14 protein-coding genes and 2 pseudogenes are annotated in these 16,767 nt (G+C 61.1%); 8 read left to right on the forward strand and 8 right to left on the reverse strand.

Translation table 11 applies throughout. The features are described 5' to 3' along the window. The first annotated feature begins 40 nt into the window (after positions 1-40). From RLDS_RS50985 to RLDS_RS51005, 5 genes and pseudogenes are all read left to right on the forward strand, one after another. Entirely contained in the window at positions 41-1,153 is a 1,113-nt protein-coding gene (locus tag RLDS_RS50985; RefSeq protein WP_021228177.1) for an S-(hydroxymethyl)glutathione dehydrogenase/class III alcohol dehydrogenase, read from the forward strand. 83 nt (positions 1,154-1,236) lie between these two features. Then, positions 1,237-2,166, forward strand: coding sequence for an SDR family oxidoreductase (locus RLDS_RS50990; RefSeq protein WP_021228178.1), 930 nt, complete (start codon positions 1,237-1,239; stop codon positions 2,164-2,166). A 276-nt stretch (positions 2,167-2,442) separates the two neighbouring features. Further along, positions 2,443-2,844: a VOC family protein gene (locus RLDS_RS50995; protein ID WP_021228179.1), complete on the forward strand. Its 402-nt coding sequence runs from the start codon at positions 2,443-2,445 to the stop codon at positions 2,842-2,844. Positions 2,845-2,846: 2 nt separating this feature from the next. Next, positions 2,847-3,689, forward strand: a complete 843-nt coding sequence (gene fghA, locus RLDS_RS51000; RefSeq protein WP_021228180.1) for an S-formylglutathione hydrolase — start codon at positions 2,847-2,849, stop codon at positions 3,687-3,689. A 131-nt stretch (positions 3,690-3,820) separates the two neighbouring features. Next, positions 3,821-5,048 (forward strand): annotated as a pseudogene (locus RLDS_RS51005) (NAD(P)/FAD-dependent oxidoreductase). 13 nt (positions 5,049-5,061) lie between these two features. On the opposite strand, the gene RLDS_RS51010 reads toward RLDS_RS51005, so the two are convergent. From RLDS_RS51010 to RLDS_RS51015, 3 genes and pseudogenes are all read right to left on the reverse strand, one after another. Continuing rightward, positions 5,062-5,844, reverse strand: coding sequence for an aromatic ring-hydroxylating dioxygenase subunit alpha (locus RLDS_RS51010; protein WP_236616925.1), 783 nt, complete (start codon positions 5,842-5,844; stop codon positions 5,062-5,064). Continuing rightward, positions 5,818-6,051: pseudogene (locus tag RLDS_RS57235) on the reverse strand (Rieske 2Fe-2S domain-containing protein); the annotation flags it as partial. The pseudogene RLDS_RS57235 and the gene RLDS_RS51010, both read right to left, overlap by 27 nt. Positions 6,052-6,149: 98 nt before the next feature. Continuing rightward, positions 6,150-7,513, reverse strand: a protein-coding gene (locus RLDS_RS51015; RefSeq protein WP_408021196.1) for an IS3 family transposase whose coding sequence is annotated in 2 segments (ribosomal slippage) — positions 6,150-7,163 and positions 7,166-7,513 — 1,362 coding nt in all. Because the reading frame shifts where the segments join, the coding sequence is not laid out codon by codon here. Between the two features lie 422 nt (positions 7,514-7,935). Between RLDS_RS51015 and RLDS_RS51025 the strand changes: the two genes are divergently transcribed. Both RLDS_RS51025 and RLDS_RS51030 read left to right on the forward strand, forming a co-directional pair. Further along, positions 7,936-9,117: an acyl-CoA dehydrogenase gene (locus RLDS_RS51025; protein WP_021228187.1), complete on the forward strand. Its 1,182-nt coding sequence runs from the start codon at positions 7,936-7,938 to the stop codon at positions 9,115-9,117. A gap of 2 nt (positions 9,118-9,119) precedes the next feature. Further along, on the forward strand, positions 9,120-10,232 hold the full coding sequence (locus RLDS_RS51030) for a CaiB/BaiF CoA transferase family protein (RefSeq protein WP_031299004.1): 1,113 nt from the start codon (positions 9,120-9,122) through the stop codon (positions 10,230-10,232). Positions 10,233-10,369: 137 nt separating this feature from the next. Here RLDS_RS51030 and RLDS_RS51035 read toward each other — a convergent pair whose 3' ends face one another. From RLDS_RS51035 to RLDS_RS51050, 4 genes are all read right to left on the reverse strand, one after another. Next, positions 10,370-11,599, reverse strand: coding sequence for a cytochrome P450 (locus RLDS_RS51035; protein ID WP_021228189.1), 1,230 nt, complete (start codon positions 11,597-11,599; stop codon positions 10,370-10,372). Between the two features lie 39 nt (positions 11,600-11,638). Beyond that, complete coding sequence (locus RLDS_RS51040; protein ID WP_021228190.1) at positions 11,639-13,240, reverse strand: GMC family oxidoreductase; 1,602 nt, start codon at positions 13,238-13,240, stop codon at positions 11,639-11,641. Between the two features lie 12 nt (positions 13,241-13,252). After that, positions 13,253-14,140: an SMP-30/gluconolactonase/LRE family protein gene (locus RLDS_RS51045; protein ID WP_021228191.1), complete on the reverse strand. Its 888-nt coding sequence runs from the start codon at positions 14,138-14,140 to the stop codon at positions 13,253-13,255. A 77-nt stretch (positions 14,141-14,217) separates the two neighbouring features. Beyond that, the gene (locus tag RLDS_RS51050) at positions 14,218-14,772 is read right to left on the reverse strand and encodes a TetR family transcriptional regulator (RefSeq protein WP_021228192.1); all 555 of its coding nucleotides are present in this window, start codon (positions 14,770-14,772) and stop codon (positions 14,218-14,220) included. Between the two features lie 117 nt (positions 14,773-14,889). Between RLDS_RS51050 and feaR the strand changes: the two genes are divergently transcribed. Further along, the gene (feaR, locus tag RLDS_RS54785; protein ID WP_021228193.1) at positions 14,890-15,828 is read left to right on the forward strand and encodes a transcriptional regulator FeaR; all 939 of its coding nucleotides are present in this window, start codon (positions 14,890-14,892) and stop codon (positions 15,826-15,828) included. An 11-nt stretch (positions 15,829-15,839) separates the two neighbouring features. Here feaR and RLDS_RS51060 read toward each other — a convergent pair whose 3' ends face one another. Beyond that, entirely contained in the window at positions 15,840-16,745 is a 906-nt protein-coding gene (locus RLDS_RS51060; protein ID WP_021228194.1) for an HpcH/HpaI aldolase/citrate lyase family protein, read from the reverse strand. Positions 16,746-16,767: the final 22 nt, after the last annotated feature.

A 16,767-nucleotide genomic window follows, 5' to 3' on the forward strand; every position in this document is an offset into this window, starting at 1 on the left:
GCTAGAGCAGGTCAACTCAAAATCTTTAGGGGAGCATGAGATGAAGACCCGCGCTGCCGTCGCATTCGAAGCCAAGAAGCCGCTGGAGATCGTCGAAGTCGATCTGGAAGGCCCCAAGGCCGGCGAGGTTCTGGTCGAGATCATGGCGACGGGCATCTGCCACACCGACGCCTATACGCTCGACGGCTTCGACAGTGAGGGCATCTTTCCCTCGATCCTGGGTCATGAAGGCGCGGGCATCGTCCGCGAGGTGGGCGCCGGCGTCACCTCGGTCGTTCCCGGCGACCATGTCATCCCGCTCTACACGCCCGAATGCCGCCAGTGTAAATCATGCCTCAGCGGCAAGACCAACCTCTGCACCGCGATCCGCGCCACGCAGGGCAAGGGCCTGATGCCCGACGGCACCACGCGCTTTTCGTACAAGGGCCAGCCGATCTTCCATTATATGGGCTGCTCGACCTTCTCCAACTTCACCGTGCTGCCCGAAATCGCGGTGGCGAAGATTCGCGAGGACGCGCCGTTCAAGACGAGCTGCTATGTCGGCTGCGGCGTCACCACCGGCGTCGGCGCGGTCGTGAACACGGCGAAGGTGCAGGTAGGCGAGAAGGTCGTGATCTTCGGCCTGGGCGGCATCGGCCTCAACGTGATCCAGGGCGCCAAGATGGTGGGCGCGGACGTGATCGTCGGCGTCGACATCAATCCCGACCGCGAGGAATGGGGTCGCAGGTTCGGCATGACCCATTTCATCAACGGCAAGGGCAAGAGCCGCGACGAGGTGATCGCGGAGGTGCTTCAGCTCACCGATGGTGGCGCCGACTACAGCTTCGACGCCACCGGCAACACCGAAGTGATGCGCACCGCGCTGGAATGCTGTCATCGCGGCTGGGGCGAAAGCATCATCATCGGCGTCGCCGAGGCCGGCAAGGAAATCAGCACGCGTCCGTTCCAGCTCGTCACCGGCCGAAACTGGCGGGGCACCGCGTTCGGCGGTGCGAAGGGCCGGACAGACGTGCCGAAGATCGTCGACTGGTACATGAACGGCAAGATCGAGATCGACCCGATGATCACCCACGTCCTGACGCTGGAAGAGATCAACAAGGGCTTCGACCTGATGCACGCGGGCGAGAGCATCCGGAGCGTGGTCGTCTATTGAGAATGACCGGGGGCTGAGCAGCCGACCTTGCGGATCAAACGATCCGCAAGGTGCAGCACGCGCGCGTTTTTGGGAGGAGCGAAATGGCGAAAATCGTTGTGAGTGGTGCGTCAGGTGATCTTGGACGCCGGATAACCGCGGACCTTCTCGAGCAGATTGCGCCTGCCGATCTTACGCTGGTTACCCGCAGCCCCGAAAAACTTGCGGAACGCGCCGCCGCGGGCGTGCGGGTCGCATATGGCGATTATCGCGACAGAGAAGCGCTTCAAGCGGCCTTCACCGGAAGTGAAGTGCTGATGATGATTAGCAGCCTCGACGTTGCAAAACGCGTTCCCGAACACCGGAATGCGATCGAAGCCGCCAAGGCAGTGGGCATCCGGCATATCGTCTACACCTCTTGCGGCGGCATCCACCCGCGCAATCCGGTTCCATCGGTATCCGACCATATCGTCACCGAAGAGGATCTGCGTAACAGCGGCCTCGGCTATACGATCCTGCGCAACCAGACCTATGCGGAGGTCTTTCCCACGCTGGCCGCTCCGCCTGTCCTTGCAACGGGAAAATGGTATCAGGCCGCCGGCGAAGGCAAGCTTTCGCCGGTTTCCAAGCGCGATATCACCGCATGCGCAGTCCGGTGCCTGCTCGACACGAAATTGCATGATCGCGCGACCTACGAGATCACCGGGTCAGAACTGCTAGGCTATCGCGAGATTGCGGCCATTGCGGCCGACGTGTTCGGCGTTACGATCGAATATATCCCGGTGTCGCCTGAGGAACGCTATCGCCAGTTTGACGCAATGGGCGTGCCGCGCACCTTCGACCCCAACATGCCGACCCACGACTATGCGCAAAATTGGTGCAGTGAAGAGATGGTAGGGCAGGACATTGGGTTTGCCGGACAATATTACGCGATCCAATCCCATCATGTGGAGATGATTACGTGGCGAAAGCCTTACACTCTCCGCGAGGTTTTCGAATTCTGTAAGGGCCGCGATTACAATGACTGCTGGTGATACCCGCGGCACTTCGGAGGCCGTGAAGCACGTCACCGCGCGCCACTTCCTACTCATGTTCGATCGGCAACCGCAGCCATCGCGTTCACTCGCGCTGGCCGTCGCATCGACCTGCCGGAGATCATCAAGCGGAGCGTGAGCGCCAGGTTTGGATCGATCCGTCGATCCGCAAATCCTCACCCTCGGGGAAATCGACGAGGGATCGACGTTAAGCACGCGGACGCATCCAGAGCGCCGTCGTGTTCTGACACCATTGTTTTAACAAAGGAGAATATCATGGCGGTTATTTCTGGTGATGGCGTGTTTTCGCATACCTGCCTGGGTGCGAGCGATCTCGCGGCTTCGGTTAGCTTCTACGATGCCGCCCTCGCGCCGCTCGGCGTGAAGAACATGGGCCCGTTCGGCGAAAGCGTCGTGCTCTATGGCAAGGACAAGCCCGCCCTTCTTATCCTCACCCCGGGCAATGGCGAAGCACCGTCGAGCAATGGCGTGACCGTCGGTTTCGCCGCCGCGACGACCGCTGATGTCGATGCCTTCCATGCAGCTGGCCTCGCTGCGGGCGGCACCGATGAAGGCGCTCCCGGCGCGCGCGGTCATCTGCCCGGCGCCTATGCCGCCTATCTGCGCGATCCGGCGGGCAACAAGATCTGCTCCTACACCTTCACCGACGGCAACTGACAATGGAGCAGGTCAGCGCCAATATCGCCTTTGGCGGCGTCGAGGGGGTTTACAAGCACGCCTCCACATCGACCGCTACCGAGATGACGTTCTCGGTCTTCGTTCCACCGCATGCGGAGGGGGCGAAGCTGCCGGTGGTCTGGTATCTGTCGGGGCTGACCTGCACCCATGCCAATGTGACTGAAAAGGGCGAGTTCCGTCGTGCTTGCGCGGAACTCGGCCTGATGCTCGTCGCACCCGATACCTCGCCGCGTGGCGACGGTGTGCCCGACGATGTCAACGGTGCCTATGATTTCGGTCTCGGCGCGGGCTTCTATGTCGATGCGACCGAAACGCCGTTCAATACGAACTATCGGATGTGGACCTACATTACCGAGGAGCTTCCCGCTCTCATTGCGGACAATTTTCCCGCGGATATGGGGCGCCAGTCGATTATGGGACACTCCATGGGCGGCCATGGCGCGCTAACCGTGGCACTTCGCCATCCCGACCGGTTTCGATCCGTTTCCGCCTTTTCTCCGATCGTTGCTCCGACCCAGGTTCCTTGGGGCCAGAAGGCCCTGCGAGGCTATCTCGGCCAGGATACCGCGACTTGGGATAGCCACGACGCAGTGGCCCTCATCAAGAGCGGCGCTCGCGTTGGTGAGATCCTCGTCGATCAGGGTGCCGCTGATCCCTTTCTTGCAGAGCAGCTGAAACCTGATCTTCTGGCCGCAGCGTGCGACGCGGCGGGGATCGCACTGACGCTCAACATCCACCCGGGATACGACCACAGCTATTATTTCATTTCGACATTCATGACCGAACATCTCCGCTGGCATGCGGAGCGCCTTAGCCGCGCCTGAGCGAGGCATAAGGTAAGTCAGGTGCAAGGCGAGCGAGACGATCGTTGAGTTCGACAGACCGGTATGAGCGGGATTCCAATTTTCATACCCGGCGCGATGCCCTCGCGCGGGTCCGCTGATGGGGGCGTAATATGCTCGAATATGATGTTCTGATCGTCGGCGCAGGCCATGCGGGCGCCCAGCTTGCCTTTGCACTGCGCCAGCAGAAGTTCGAGGGTAGTATCGCTCTCCTCGGTGATGAGCCCCATGCTCCCTATGAGCGCCCTCCCCTGTCGAAGGACTATCGCCGGCGTCCGAGGCTTCGAGCGCATCCTGATCCGTCCGGAGCAGTTCTGGGTGGATCGGGACATCGCCCTGCTTCCGGGGCGTCGCGTCACCGAAATCCGGCCGCAAGACCATGAAGCGGTGCTCTCCGACGGGATTAGCATCCGTTATCGTCATCTGATTTGGGCCGCCGGAGGCGCACCGCGCTCCCTAACCTGCGATGGGCACGACCTCGCCGGCGTGCATAGCGTCAGAACCCGCGCCGACGTAGACCGCATCATGGCGGAACTCCCGAATGCCGAGCGCATCGTCGTGATCGGCGGCGGGTACATTGGCCTCGAGGCCGCCGCGGTTCTGAGCAAGCTCGGCAAGAGCGTCACCGTCGTAGAGGCGATGGATCGCGTCCTCGCCCGCGTCGCTTGCGAGCCGCTGTCCCGCTTCTTTGAAACGGAGCATCGGGAACATGGCATCGACGTGCGCCTTTCCTCGCAGGTCGAATGTCTCGAAGGCGATGACGCAGTACGCGCGGTCCGGCTTGCTGACGGCGAACCTCTTCCAGCCGATATGGTGATTGTTGGTATCGGCATCATTCCATCCATCGAACCGCTGCGTGCCGCTGGCGCCGATTGTCCGAATGGCGTCTATGTCGACGAGTACTGCCGGACCAGCCTGCCGGACGTTTTTGCGATCGGGGATTGCGCGGCGCACGACAATCCATATGCCGAAGGCGCTATGATCCGGCTTGAATCGGTACAGAATGCAACCGATCAGGCCACGACGGTGGCGAAGTTTCTCACCGGGTCGCCGGAGGCCTATGATGCCGTGCCCTGGTTCTGGTCGAACCAGTACGATCTGAAACTCCAGACGGTCGGCCTGACGATGGGCTACGACGACATCGTGATGCGTGGAGAGCCGAGCGAAAAGTCCTTCTCGCTCATCTATTTGCGAAACGGTCGCGTCATCGCGCTCGACTGCGTCAACATGGTCCGGGACTATGTCCAGGGAAAAGCGCTGGTGACCGGCCGAATGGAGATCAGTCCGAGCCTTTTGGCGGACACCAATGTTCCGCTCAAATCGCACGGCAGTCGCGAGTAAGGCGACTGGCAAGTCAATTGGCTGCGGAAGCTGCCGCCTCGCTGGCTATGAGGCGTGCGAGCAGCTTCCGCATCAGGAACGGGCCCTTGTCTTGCGGCAAGAAGAGCATCTCGTCGCCGGCGGGCGTTAGATCCCAAATGCGCTGCTGCGCCTCGATCATCTCCCGGTCCTCAGTGAACGCGGCCTTCACGACCTCGATCCTGCGATTGACGTCAGGCGTCAACGGAGCGTTGTCGCCGACAACAGCAGTCCCGAAGAAATAGGCGGTCCTTCGATCCGAAATCGGTGTGACAGCCTGCTGCTCAACCGTCTCGTTTATCGGGACGACGCCGGTGGGTGCCGCGTAATTGCACTTCGCTGCCGTTCCCGGCGGGAAGCGGCCACTCCGCATGATGAAGACGCCCGGAACCGCAAACTCGTAAGAGTTCCAGGTGTCAACGACCGCCGAACCATCGGGAGAATCCGCAGACTCGAACCAGCGCTCCAGACGGATCCCCCGATCAGCCGAGGTAATCCGAGGTGCTGTCTCGGACCAATGGGCGCCGCTGATCGGCCGCAGCGTTGTCGCATGGACGAAATCGACATGCGATAGATCGCACAGATTGTCGTGGATCAGCTGATAGTGGGCATCATAATCCATGTGCCCAGTGCGCATCGGTCTGTCAGGCGCGAAGCCGAACGCATTGGGAATGAGTGCCGCGTCCGCCTTTTCCTTGTCGCCCATCCAAATCCATAGCCAGGCGTCTTTTTCGAGCACCGGATAGGTTCTCACGCAGCGCGCCGGGGGATTGTCCATTCCCGGCACCTGGAGGCAGGTGCCTCCGCTCGAAAAGAGCATCCCACGATACATGCACCGGATTGCCGTTCCTTCAACGCGGCCCTTGGAGAGCGGCGCACGCCGGTGAGGACAGCGATCCTCCATTGCATGGAGCGCGCCTTCTTCGTCGCGCCAGACGACGACTGGCTCTTCAAGCATTACCCGGCCGAGAATTCCATCGGCCTCCTGGAGTTCATGTGCCCATCCGAATGTCTGTCGTCAGAACATTTGGCGCAGATCGCGGCGTAGATTAGCGGAGCGCGGGCCTCGTCCTGGGGTTGATATTAAGCGGCGAGCTTGCGGTGCTGCAAGCGTCGGTGTTCGATGGTCTTCCGTTTGATCCTTTCGCGCTGTTGGATGATGGCGTCAGCCCTGCCGAAGTAGGTGTCGGCGGGCGTCACATTGCCGAGGCTTTCGTGATATCGGCGGTGATTATAGTGGTCGATGAAGGCCTCGATCCGGGTCTCCAGATCGCCGGGCAGGAAGTAATTTTCCAGCAGGATCCGGTTCTTGAGGGTCTGGTGCCAGCGCTCGATCTTGCCTTGGGTCTGGGGATGCATCGGGGCGCCGCGGACATGGCTCATACCGTTGGCACCGATCCATTGGGCCAGCTCCTCGGCGATGTAGCTCGGACCATTATCGCTGAGCAGCCTGGGCTTTTGCACGACCCTGGCTGACGAACAGCCCGAGGCTTCAAGCGCCAGTTCCAGCGTGTCGGTGACGTCCCCGGCGCGCATGGTGGTGCAAAGCTTCCAGGCGATGACATAGCGGGAGAAGTCGTCGAGCACGGTCGACAGATACACCCAGCCCCAACCGATGATTTTGAAGTAGGTGAAGTCGGTCTGCCACATCTCGTTCGGCCGCGTCGTCTTGGTGTGGAACGCATCGGCCGCCTTGATCACGATGAAGGCCGGGCTGGTGATCAGGTCATGGGCTTTCAGAAGCCGGTAAACCGTCGATTCCGACACGAAGTAGCGCTTCTCGTCGGTAAAGCGCACAGCCAACTCGCGGGGCGATAGCTCGGACTGGTCCAGCGCCATCTCGACGATCTGCTGCTGGATATCGTTGCCGATGCGATTACACACCCGGCTCGGCGCCGATGGCCGATCCTCCAGCGCCTCCGGCCCGCCTTCGAGGTAGCGGTCATACCATCGATAGAAGGTCCGGCGGGGGATGCCGAGCTGGTCCAGCGTCCGCTTGGCGGGCAGATGCGACTGCTCGACGATCCTGATGATCTCGAGCTTCTCAGATGCGGGATACCTCATTCTTCGTCGCCCCCATCCGCGATCATGCTTTTTTTGAGCAGACGGTTTTCCAGCGTCAGGTCGGCCACGCATTCCTTCAGGGCACGGGTTTCGCGGCGCAGGTCGTGCACCTCGCCGGTGGTCGCAGCTCGGGCGGTATCGCCGGCCAGACGACGCTTGCCCGCTTCCATGAACTCCTTCGACCAGGTGTAATACAGGCTCTGGGCGATGCCTTCCTTGCGGCACAGCTCGGCGATACTGTCTTCGCCGCGCAGCCCCTCCAGCACGATCCTGATTTTGTCCTCTGCAGAGAAGTGCCGGCGCGTCGCACGCCGTATGTCCTTCACCACCCGCTCAGCTGGGGCCTTCGGCGCCGATTTTTTCAAGGAGGATTTGGGCTTCATCTTCGTTCCTTCGTCACTACGACGAAGCCCAAATCCTCCTTAAATCACAACCTCAATCTGTGCCATTGGCGCTGACGGCGGACACCCATCCGAACACATACCAACTGTTCCGCAGAAACATGCTCTCTCAACCCATCGCTCATTCCCCGCGCAATCAGGCTCAACTGATCAGTCTTGGGGAATTGTTCAAAGGCGCGGACGGCGAAGGGGAAAATTCTCCCACAAAAGGCAAGCAAGCGCCCGCGTCGTCGCGCCAGCTGACCTAGACTTATCCTCGCAGTGGCCTCGCTTCTTGTGTCTCGCTGCCAGAAATTTCTCTGCCAGACGCGCTCTCAGTCAATTTTTTGGCAGGATGCCTCCAGCACGCCACGCTTCTCGCCGCTACGTCAGCGCAAACGAGTTTTCTTACGAGGTTCCAAGCCATGGATATTCAATCTCTCGACTGGAGCGATCCGCTCTCACTGGACTCCGCACTCGCAGAAGACGAGCGGATGATTGCGGAGAGCGCGCGCGCCTTCGCGGCAGAACGCCTGACGCCACGCGTCACAAGGGCCTATCTCGATGAGCAATTTGATCCCGAGATCATGCGCGAGATGGGTGAAATGGGTCTGTTGGGGATGACGATCGACAGCGAACTTGGCGGCGGCGGATTGGGCTATGTGGCCTATGGCCTTGTCGCTCGCGAAATCGAGAGGGTGGACTCAGGCTACCGCTCCGCCATGTCCGTGCAGTCGAGCCTCGTGATGCATCCGATCGACGCCTATGGCAGCGAAGAACAGCGTCGCGCTTTCCTGCCGCGGCTCGCCACTGGCGAAATGATCGGCTGCTTCGGGCTGACCGAGCCTGACGCCGGTTCTGATCCCGGTTCGATGCGGACGCGTGCTGTTCCGATTGACGGCGGATATCGTCTGACCGGCGCGAAGATGTGGATCACCAATTCACCCATCGCCGATCTCGCGGTCGTCTGGGCAAAGTCCGCCGCGCATGGAGATGCTATTCGCGGCTTTATCGTCGAACGCGGAACCAAGGGTTTCTCGACCCCGAAAATCGAGGGCAAGCTCAGCCTGCGCGCCTCGATCACCGGCGAAATCGTTCTCGATGATTGCGACGTTCCCGAATCGGCGTTGCTGCCAAACGTGGAAGGGCTCAAAGGGCCGTTTGGCTGCCTCAACCGCGCACGTTACGGAATTGCCTGGGGCGCGATGGGAGCCGCCGAGGCGTGCTACGCCGCCGCCCGGAACTATACCCTCGAGCGCAAGCAATTTGGCGTGCCGCTCGCAAGCAAGCAGATCGTCCAGCTCAAGCTCGCCGACATGGCGACCGAAATCGCGCTCGGCCTCCGCGGCGCGTTGGCTGTCGGCCGCGCAATGGAAGCAGGTATCCTGCAGCCGGATGCGATCTCGCTCATCAAGCGCAACAACTGCGGCAAGGCGCTCCACGTTTCGCGGACCGCGCGCGACATGCTCGGTGGCAATGGCATTTCAGCGGAATTCCAGGTCATTCGGCATTCCCAGAATCTCGAAACAGTGAACACATATGAAGGTACGCACGACATTCACGGCTTGATCCTCGGCCGTGCGATCACCGGCATCCCGGCTTTTTGATCGTGCGCCGCCCGTTGGAAGGAGTTCGCGTCGTCGAACTCGCCCGTATCCTCGCCGGTCCCTGGGCAGGACAGCTGCTCGCGGATCTCGGCGCGGAAGTCATAAAGGTCGAACGTCCCGGTTGCGGCGACGACACGCGTGGCTGGGGGCCGCCCTTCATTACGGACTCCGAGGGTGCCCCGCGGGGAGCGGCCTATTTTCATGCCTGCAATCGCGGCAAGCGTAGCGTAGCGATCGACTTCACGAATGCCGACGGCCAGGCGGAAGTACGCGAACTGGTTCGCAACGCGGATATTGTGATCGAGAATTTCAAGGTCGGCTCGCTCACCCGCTATGGCCTCGATCACGCAAGCCTTCTCGCGGTGAACCCGCGCCTGATCACCTGTTCGGTTACCGGCTTTGGGCAGACCGGCCCCTACGCGCCGCGAGCAGGCTATGACTTCATTATCCAGGCGATGGGCGGAGCGATGTCGCTCACCGGGGAACCGGATGGTGAACCCCAGAAGGCTGGGGTGGCTTATGCCGATATCTTCACGGGCATGTATGCGACCGTTGCCATTCTCGCCGCGCTGCGTGAGCGGGATCTGCGCGGTGTAGGCGCTCACCTCGATCTCGCGCTGCTCGACTGTCAGGTGGCGGTGCTCGCCAACCAGGCACTGAACTATTTTGCGAGCGGCACTGCACCACGCCGGCTCGGCAACGGGCACCCAAACCTGGTCCCATATCAGCTGTTCAAGACATCGGACGGAGAGTTAATCATCGCCGTCGGCAATGATCGGCAATTCGAGCAGCTTTGCCACACGTTAGGCCTCGCCGCGCTATCGCGAGACCCACGATTTTCGACGAATGCCGGGCGTGTGGAACATCGTACGGAGGTCGTTTCGGCCATTGAGGCAGCGACGCGGGGCTGGACGATGCACGATCTCGCAGAAGCGCTTGAGGTCCTTCATATCCCCTGCGGACCGGTCAACGACCTTGCCGACGTCTTCGCAGATCCGCAAGTGATCGCCCGCGGACTTGCGATCGAGCAAGCCGGCGTACCCGGCCTTGCTTCACCGATCGTGGTCGATGGCGAACGCATGATCGCTCAGGCCGGCGCACCCAAACTGCCTTGAGCGCCAGTTAACACCTCGCGCCGCCGACGGTCTCTCGTAGCATAACGGGCGGGAACGGTCCCTCACGACGCCCATAACAATGCCAGCGCGGGCGCCCCCAATGCGTTCGCCGGCGGAGCGGCGGTCCCCCGCAAGCATCAGCCGGCTTTTTTCGTCACCCGCAAGCTGTTCATTCCACGAAGGGCCGGCAATCCGGTATCGACGTCACGACCATCGTCGAGCATCCGCATATCGGGATAGGCTGCCACCAGCGCCGAAATGGCGACGGGCCCCACCATGCGTGCCATCATGTTCCCGACGCACACATGAACGCCACCGCCAAAGGCGATATGGGGATTCGGGCTGCGCCGGATGTTGAACCAGAGAGGATCCGGAAATTTGGCCGGATCGACATTGGCAGCCGCGATGACGGGCACGACGATCTCGCCCGCTGCGATGCGATGGCCCTGCAGGTCGACGTCTTCGACGGCCCGGCGCAGATTTCCGAGAACCACCGATCCGCCAAGTCGCAGAACTTCTTCGAATGCCGGACGCGCTGCAGCAGGGTCAGCAAGATAGTCGGCAAGCTGGTCCGGATTCTCCAACAAAAGCCGTGTTCCGATGACGATGGCCGTCTTCGTCGTGTCGCTTCCGCCGGCAAGCAAGACAGAAGTGGTGACTGTCATCTCGCGCACGGACATCGGCTCTTCAGCGTCGCGCTGGGCAGCAATGAGCTCGCTGATGATGTCAGCGCGCGGGTCGCGGCGCCGCTCCTCGATCAAGGCACCCATATAGTCCAGGAGCGAAGCCGTCGAAACGTCGACTTCGTCGAGCAACTCGTCAGAAGGCGGGACCGGCCCTAGCAGACGAAACTGGTCTGCGAGCCAGCCGGCAAAACGCACATGATCGTCGCGCGGGACGCCAAGCAACTCGCAGATGACGGTGTTCGGAATGGTGAGCGCATAATCCCCGAGAACATCAAAGTCCGTGCGATCACGAAGCGCTTCGACGCGTTCTGCCACAACCTCAGCGAGCAGCGCCTCGCTGCGCTTGAGCACGGGAACGGAAAAGCTCTTCTGGATGCCCGAACGGAGCCGCGTGTGATGGGGCGGATCGATGTTCGAGAGCGTGTCGGCCAGGAACTGCAACGAAGGGCTGCGGTCGAATCGCGGTTCCTGCTGCAACAGTCCCGCCGCGCCGAAACTCCGGGACCGGAGAATCTGGTCACAGGCTGCGTAGCTCGAGACGTAGATGAACCCGGTGTCCTCATCGCGCCATATGGGCGCGGCCTCGCGCAGTGCGTCGTAAGCGAGGTGCGGATCGCGCTTGCCTTCGGCGCTCTGCGCGTACCGTAAGATGTCCTGCGGAGACTGTTGGACTTTGGTCATGATGTTAGCTCTATTTCTATGAGGCACGCTTTTGACGGCTTATCTGTCGTCCAGGATCATTTGCGACGCCTTGTCGCCGAGCATCACAGCCGTGGCATTGGGATTGCCTGAACTCTGGACCGGCACCACCGAGAGGTCGATGACGCGCAGGCCATCGATCCCCCGCACGCGGCAGGCAGGATCAACGACGGCCAGATCGTCCAATCCCATCTTGCAGGTTCCCATCGGATGCTGCGTCGTTTGGGCCGCGCGCCGGTGAAAAGCGTCGATGGCTTCGTCGGTGTCGAGCCGGACGGGCGGCAGGGTGATGTCGCCGACGACAGTCGACAGCGCCGGCTGGCCGAGGAACTCGCGCATCAGGCGATGACCACGCCGCAATTCGGACAGGTCATGCTCGTCCGTGAGCAGATTGTAGAGGATGCGCGGCGGGGCCAGCGGATCGGCCGAATGCAGGGTCACCGAGCCCCGACTGCGCGGATGCGGGACACCATAGAGGGCCATCATATAATGCCCCGCCCCCTTTCGGATAAGCGGAAACCAGACTGAATTCCTGATCGACAGCGCGCTGATCATGAAGCGCATATCGGGGGCGCTGCTACTCTGGCTGGTACGCATGTTGGCAGCCGCGATGACGGGCATCGTCGCGAGTTCGTTCTTAAGACCCAAGCTCCAGCGAACGATCTGCGCGGCAAAGCGATCCGCGCGGAACGTGCGGTGGAAAGCCCGAGGTTCTTTGGTCAGCGCCTCGAATATGCAGGCTGGCTGATCGTGAAGATTGCGCCCAACACCCGGGAGATCGTGAACCACGTCAACGCCATGCGCCCGCAATTCGTCCGCCGGCCCGATCCCCGACAGAAGCAACAAATGGGGTGAGCCGAAAGTGCCGCTCGAGATGATGATCTCGCTCGACGCGCGCGCGATCACAGGCGCGCCATTCTTGATATACTCGACGCCGGTAGCGCGGCCATTCTCCACGATGATGCGCGTGACCTGGGCACCGGTTTCGATGGTGAGTTGCTTCCGCCCTCGGATGGGATCGAGAAACGCACGCGCCGTCGTCATCCGGCGGCCGCGATCATCGACATTGAAGTCGGGGATGTGGAAGCCCTCGGGATCATCAGCGGCGATGTCGTCGGTTACCGAAAAACCCATTTGCCGAGCGGCCTCGAACGCGCGGCCGGTGAAGGGATTTGGAACTTGGGGTTGCCGGACGGCCATCTCACCCTGGCTGCCATGAACGGCATTGTCCCCCTTCCAATGATTTTCGACCCGCCTGAAATAGGGCAGGACGGAATTATAGTCCCAGCCCGGCGATCCGAGCGCCGCCCAGCGATCGAAGTCGCTGGGATTGCCTCGGTTATAGACCGCCCCGTTGATCAGCGAGCTACCGCCCAGGCCCTTGCCCCTCGGGATTTCCAATCGTCGACCATCCAGCGCAGGCTCGGGTTCGGACTCAAAGCGCCACGAGGACTTGGGATGCATGCGCATCGAAAAGCCCGCGAGTGGAACGGTGAAGCGCAAATCGCGATGCCGCCGCCCTGCTTCGAGCAGAAGGACGCGCCCGCCCCCCTTGCCGCTCAATCGGTTGGCGACGACGGCTCCGCTCGAGCCCGATCCAATGACAATATAATCCCAACTCATCGATGGCAAACCTCAGAGAATGTCAGAAACGTGATGGAGGGTCGAGAATGCGGCCCGCGATTCCGGGAGGCCCCGCACCCCAAGTCCGTCGATCACGAAGAGCGCGCCGCACAAGGCGTCGCCCCTTCCGCCCACCACCGCAGGATCGAGCGTGCTGACATAGAGGCGATCGAGACCCTGGCCACCGAACGTGACGCTTGCCGACCATTTGGTCGGCAGCTCCAGCGTCCGATCAACGGATCCATCTGGAGCGAAGCGGACGATGGTCCCTTCGCCGCACATCGCCATCCAGAGATATCCTTCGGCATCGACGGTGGCACCGTCCGGCATGCCCAGATCAGAGGTATCGGCAAAGACGCGCTTGTCGCTGAGCCGACCGTCCGAACCATAGTCGTAGCAGAAGATTTTCCGCTTTATGCTATCGGCCAAATAGAAGAATTTTCCATCGGGGCTCCAGCACGGGCCATTGGAAAGGATAAAGCCCTCGTCGCGCTGTTCTACTGCGCCATCGTAACCCAGCGAATAAATGCCTCCGAGCGGATCCTTCATTCCTCGATCGGCGCTGACGGCAATGAGCCGCCCCGCGCGGTCGACCTTGCCATCGTTCAAGGTGCCACCCGCAGGAACACGAAAGTCGCTCAACGGCAAACACGTCCCACTCTGTTCGTCGAGGCGATAATATCCATCGGCAAGCAGGACGAGAAGCGCGCCGTCAACCGCACGGGTAGCGGCGACGACAGGCTGCGGCACTTTGTAATTCGCAACGATACGATGGGCGCCATCGTAAATGGTGATGCTCTGGCCGACGATATCCACGAGCAGCAGTTCGCCGCGGTCCACATCCCAAAGCGGCCCCTCGCCGACCGTATAGCGTTCCGTTCCGACTCGATTGATCTGCATGCGGCTCTCCTCGCCGCCCTATTGCCTTCCTCCTGACCGCTATGCTTGTTTGGTCGCGCCAGAAACTTGGCATCGCCTCATGATGATGTTTGACGTGAAAGCCTTATCCTGGCTCCATCGAGTAGCATTTCGAGGGCGTTTTCGAAGGCCTGGTCCGGGTCCATTCGCTCGACGATGAACTCCCTGATCTGTTCGTTCTGTTCGTTCAGCACCCAGCCGATCGTGAAGCTGGCAATGGAAAAGCTGACTTCCCTCGCCACCTGCTCCGGGAACCCCGCGCCAAGCATCGGCGCTTCAAGGCGTGGAATGGTTCGACGTCGCATGGTGTCCGTGGGCCACGCCTTGATGAGCAAGAGCGCGCCATCGCGATAGCTTAGCATCGCGTTGCGGTTACGTTTTGCAAAGGACGCATTCCACACTGCCCAATCGAGTCCCGAGGGCATGCTGTCGATGGTCGATTCGATGATGCGATTGGCCATATCACCGAGCAATTGCTCCTTGCTCCGGTAGTGATGGTACAAGGCGGGACCCTGGACCTGAAGCGCATCGGCAAGCCGCCGGGTCGTGAATTTCCCTAGGCCTTCCTCGCGCACAAGCCGCAATCCAGCCTCGATGATGTCGTTACGGTTCACTCAAACCCTCTCTTGATCATGATCCTCAAAGCCGCTACCTTAGCATTGCTAAGTTCGGAAGCGCATATCGAACGACCGGGCAGGTCAGACCCAAGATCCGATCGGAGAGGAGATAGCATGTACTTCGCTGCGAGCGACTTTACGCTGCCCAATCGCCAAAATGCCTGGCGTGATATCGTGCACGCCACGTGCGGGCAATTTACGACTCATTTCGGTTCGAACGCACCGAATGGCACTATCGAGACCGCGCGGATCGGAGCACTGGCGTGCGCGAAGATTTCGCAGAGCGTCGAACGCGTGTGTCGCGCGCGCACTGAAGTCATGGCGGACGAGACCGGTCATTGTTACCTCGTACTGCAGACGGCGGGACGCTCGAAGCTCATCCATGACGACAACTCTGTGGATCTCGCGCCTGGCGACGCCGTGCTGATTGATTCGGCAGCCCCTTTCGAGATGAGCATGGCGGGTCATACTTCGCAGATCTGCGTCCATGTCCCCAAAGACCGGCTGTCTGCCGAGATGTCTGGATGGGAAAAGCGGGTTGGCCGGAAGCTGCCGACGCCTAACGATTTTCTGCTTCAGTCGATCATCACCGCGGCATTCACGCCAGGCGATGGCGTGGACGAGGGTTCGGGCGAGGTCCTTGCCAATGCCGTGATAGGCTTGCTGTCGCAAGGCTGGCGCAATGTCGACGACCCCAAGCCGGCATCTCAGCGCTATGCTTCCCGGCGGTTGCGCCATGTCCGAAACTTCATTCTTAACAATCTGAGCGAAGGGGACCTCTCTCCGAAAATGATCGCCCGCGCGACTGCCATCTCCGAACGTCAGCTTCATCGCCTCTTTTCTTCTGGTCCCTCGCTTTCGCAGTGGATCAGGCAGGCCCGCGTGGAGCGGTGTGCGGCCGATTTCCGCGATCCCTCCTTGTATGACAGGTCGATCACGGAAATCGCCTATGCGCGCGGATTCAACGACTCTGCACATTTCAGCCGCGTATTCCGGGATGCTTTTGGGGTCCCGCCTCGCGAGTACCGCAAGCAAGTCACATACAAGAGCTAACCCCTCCAAGATCAAATCGGAGCTTGGGCGCGGGCGAGCACGCGCCGCGCAAGACCCAGCGTAACGGGATCAATGAATTCTCCGTCGAGCGATGTCGCACCCTGTCCTTCCGCTGCCGCCCGCTCATAGGCCGCGATGAGGCGCTTGAAACGCTCCACTTCCTCGACCGGCGGCGCATAGGCCTGGTGGATCACCGGGACTTGCTGCGCCGCCAGAGCCAGCTTGCCGTCCATCCCCAGCATCATGCCACGCCGTGCTTCATCCTCAAGCGTCGCAAGATCGGGCACAATTGGCCACGGAAAATCCAGCGTCTTTAGGCCGTGCGTCTTCGCCGACAGGACGAGACGCGAGCGATGAAAGTGATACATGTCGCCGGGATATGCATTTCGATCGCGTAGATAGGCGCCCAGCCCCATGCCAAGCGAGATGCTGAGATCTCCGACAGCAAGGCCAAGTGTCGAGACATTGGGCGACGCCGTCGCCAGCTCATCAACCCGGGTCATCGCGCCCGCGCTTTCAATTCCGACGACATAGCCGATCGGCTGAAGAGTCGCGCTCGTTCCACGGGCGCGCTCGATCATGACATCAAGCTCGCGCAGCTCGTCGACGGTCTCCGCCTTCGACAGGAACAGTGAATCGACACCATTGGGAACGTGCCCGATCACATATTCGACATCGAGAGCCGCCGCGGCCTCACTGAGCGGATTGATCCGAAGCGCCCGCCGCGATCGACCCCAGATGTCCTCCGACAGCAGCCCGACAATAGCCTCGCGCGCCGCCTGCTTCTCGCTGGCGACAACCGTGTCTTCCAGATCGAGGCAGATCATGTCGGCGTTCGTGTCGCGAATGGTGGCCCGCGTCTCGTCGAGGCCAAGCGTGCCCGGCAGGAGGAGGACGGACCGTTGAAGCTGTTCCATAAGTAATTCTCCAAGATCGGAA

Source organism: Sphingobium lactosutens DS20 (genome assembly GCF_000445105.1).
GTDB lineage: Bacteria > Pseudomonadota > Alphaproteobacteria > Sphingomonadales > Sphingomonadaceae > Sphingobium > Sphingobium lactosutens.

Coding starts and splice junctions, on each gene's coding strand:
- RLDS_RS50985 (WP_021228177.1), top strand. CDS start 41: ATGAAGACCCGCGCTGCCGTCGCATTCGAAGCCAAGAAGCCGCTGGAG.
- RLDS_RS50990 (WP_021228178.1), top strand. CDS start 1,237: ATGGCGAAAATCGTTGTGAGTGGTGCGTCAGGTGATCTTGGACGCCGG.
- RLDS_RS50995 (WP_021228179.1), top strand. CDS start 2,443: ATGGCGGTTATTTCTGGTGATGGCGTGTTTTCGCATACCTGCCTGGGT.
- fghA (WP_021228180.1), top strand. CDS start 2,847: ATGGAGCAGGTCAGCGCCAATATCGCCTTTGGCGGCGTCGAGGGGGTT.
- RLDS_RS51010 (WP_236616925.1), bottom strand. CDS start 5,844: ATGGACAATCCCCCGGCGCGCTGCGTGAGAACCTATCCGGTGCTCGAA.
- RLDS_RS51025 (WP_021228187.1), top strand. CDS start 7,936: ATGGATATTCAATCTCTCGACTGGAGCGATCCGCTCTCACTGGACTCC.
- RLDS_RS51035 (WP_021228189.1), bottom strand. CDS start 11,599: ATGACCAAAGTCCAACAGTCTCCGCAGGACATCTTACGGTACGCGCAG.
- RLDS_RS51040 (WP_021228190.1), bottom strand. CDS start 13,240: ATGAGTTGGGATTATATTGTCATTGGATCGGGCTCGAGCGGAGCCGTC.
- RLDS_RS51045 (WP_021228191.1), bottom strand. CDS start 14,140: ATGCAGATCAATCGAGTCGGAACGGAACGCTATACGGTCGGCGAGGGG.
- feaR (WP_021228193.1), top strand. CDS start 14,890: ATGTACTTCGCTGCGAGCGACTTTACGCTGCCCAATCGCCAAAATGCC.
- RLDS_RS51060 (WP_021228194.1), bottom strand. CDS start 16,745: ATGGAACAGCTTCAACGGTCCGTCCTCCTCCTGCCGGGCACGCTTGGC.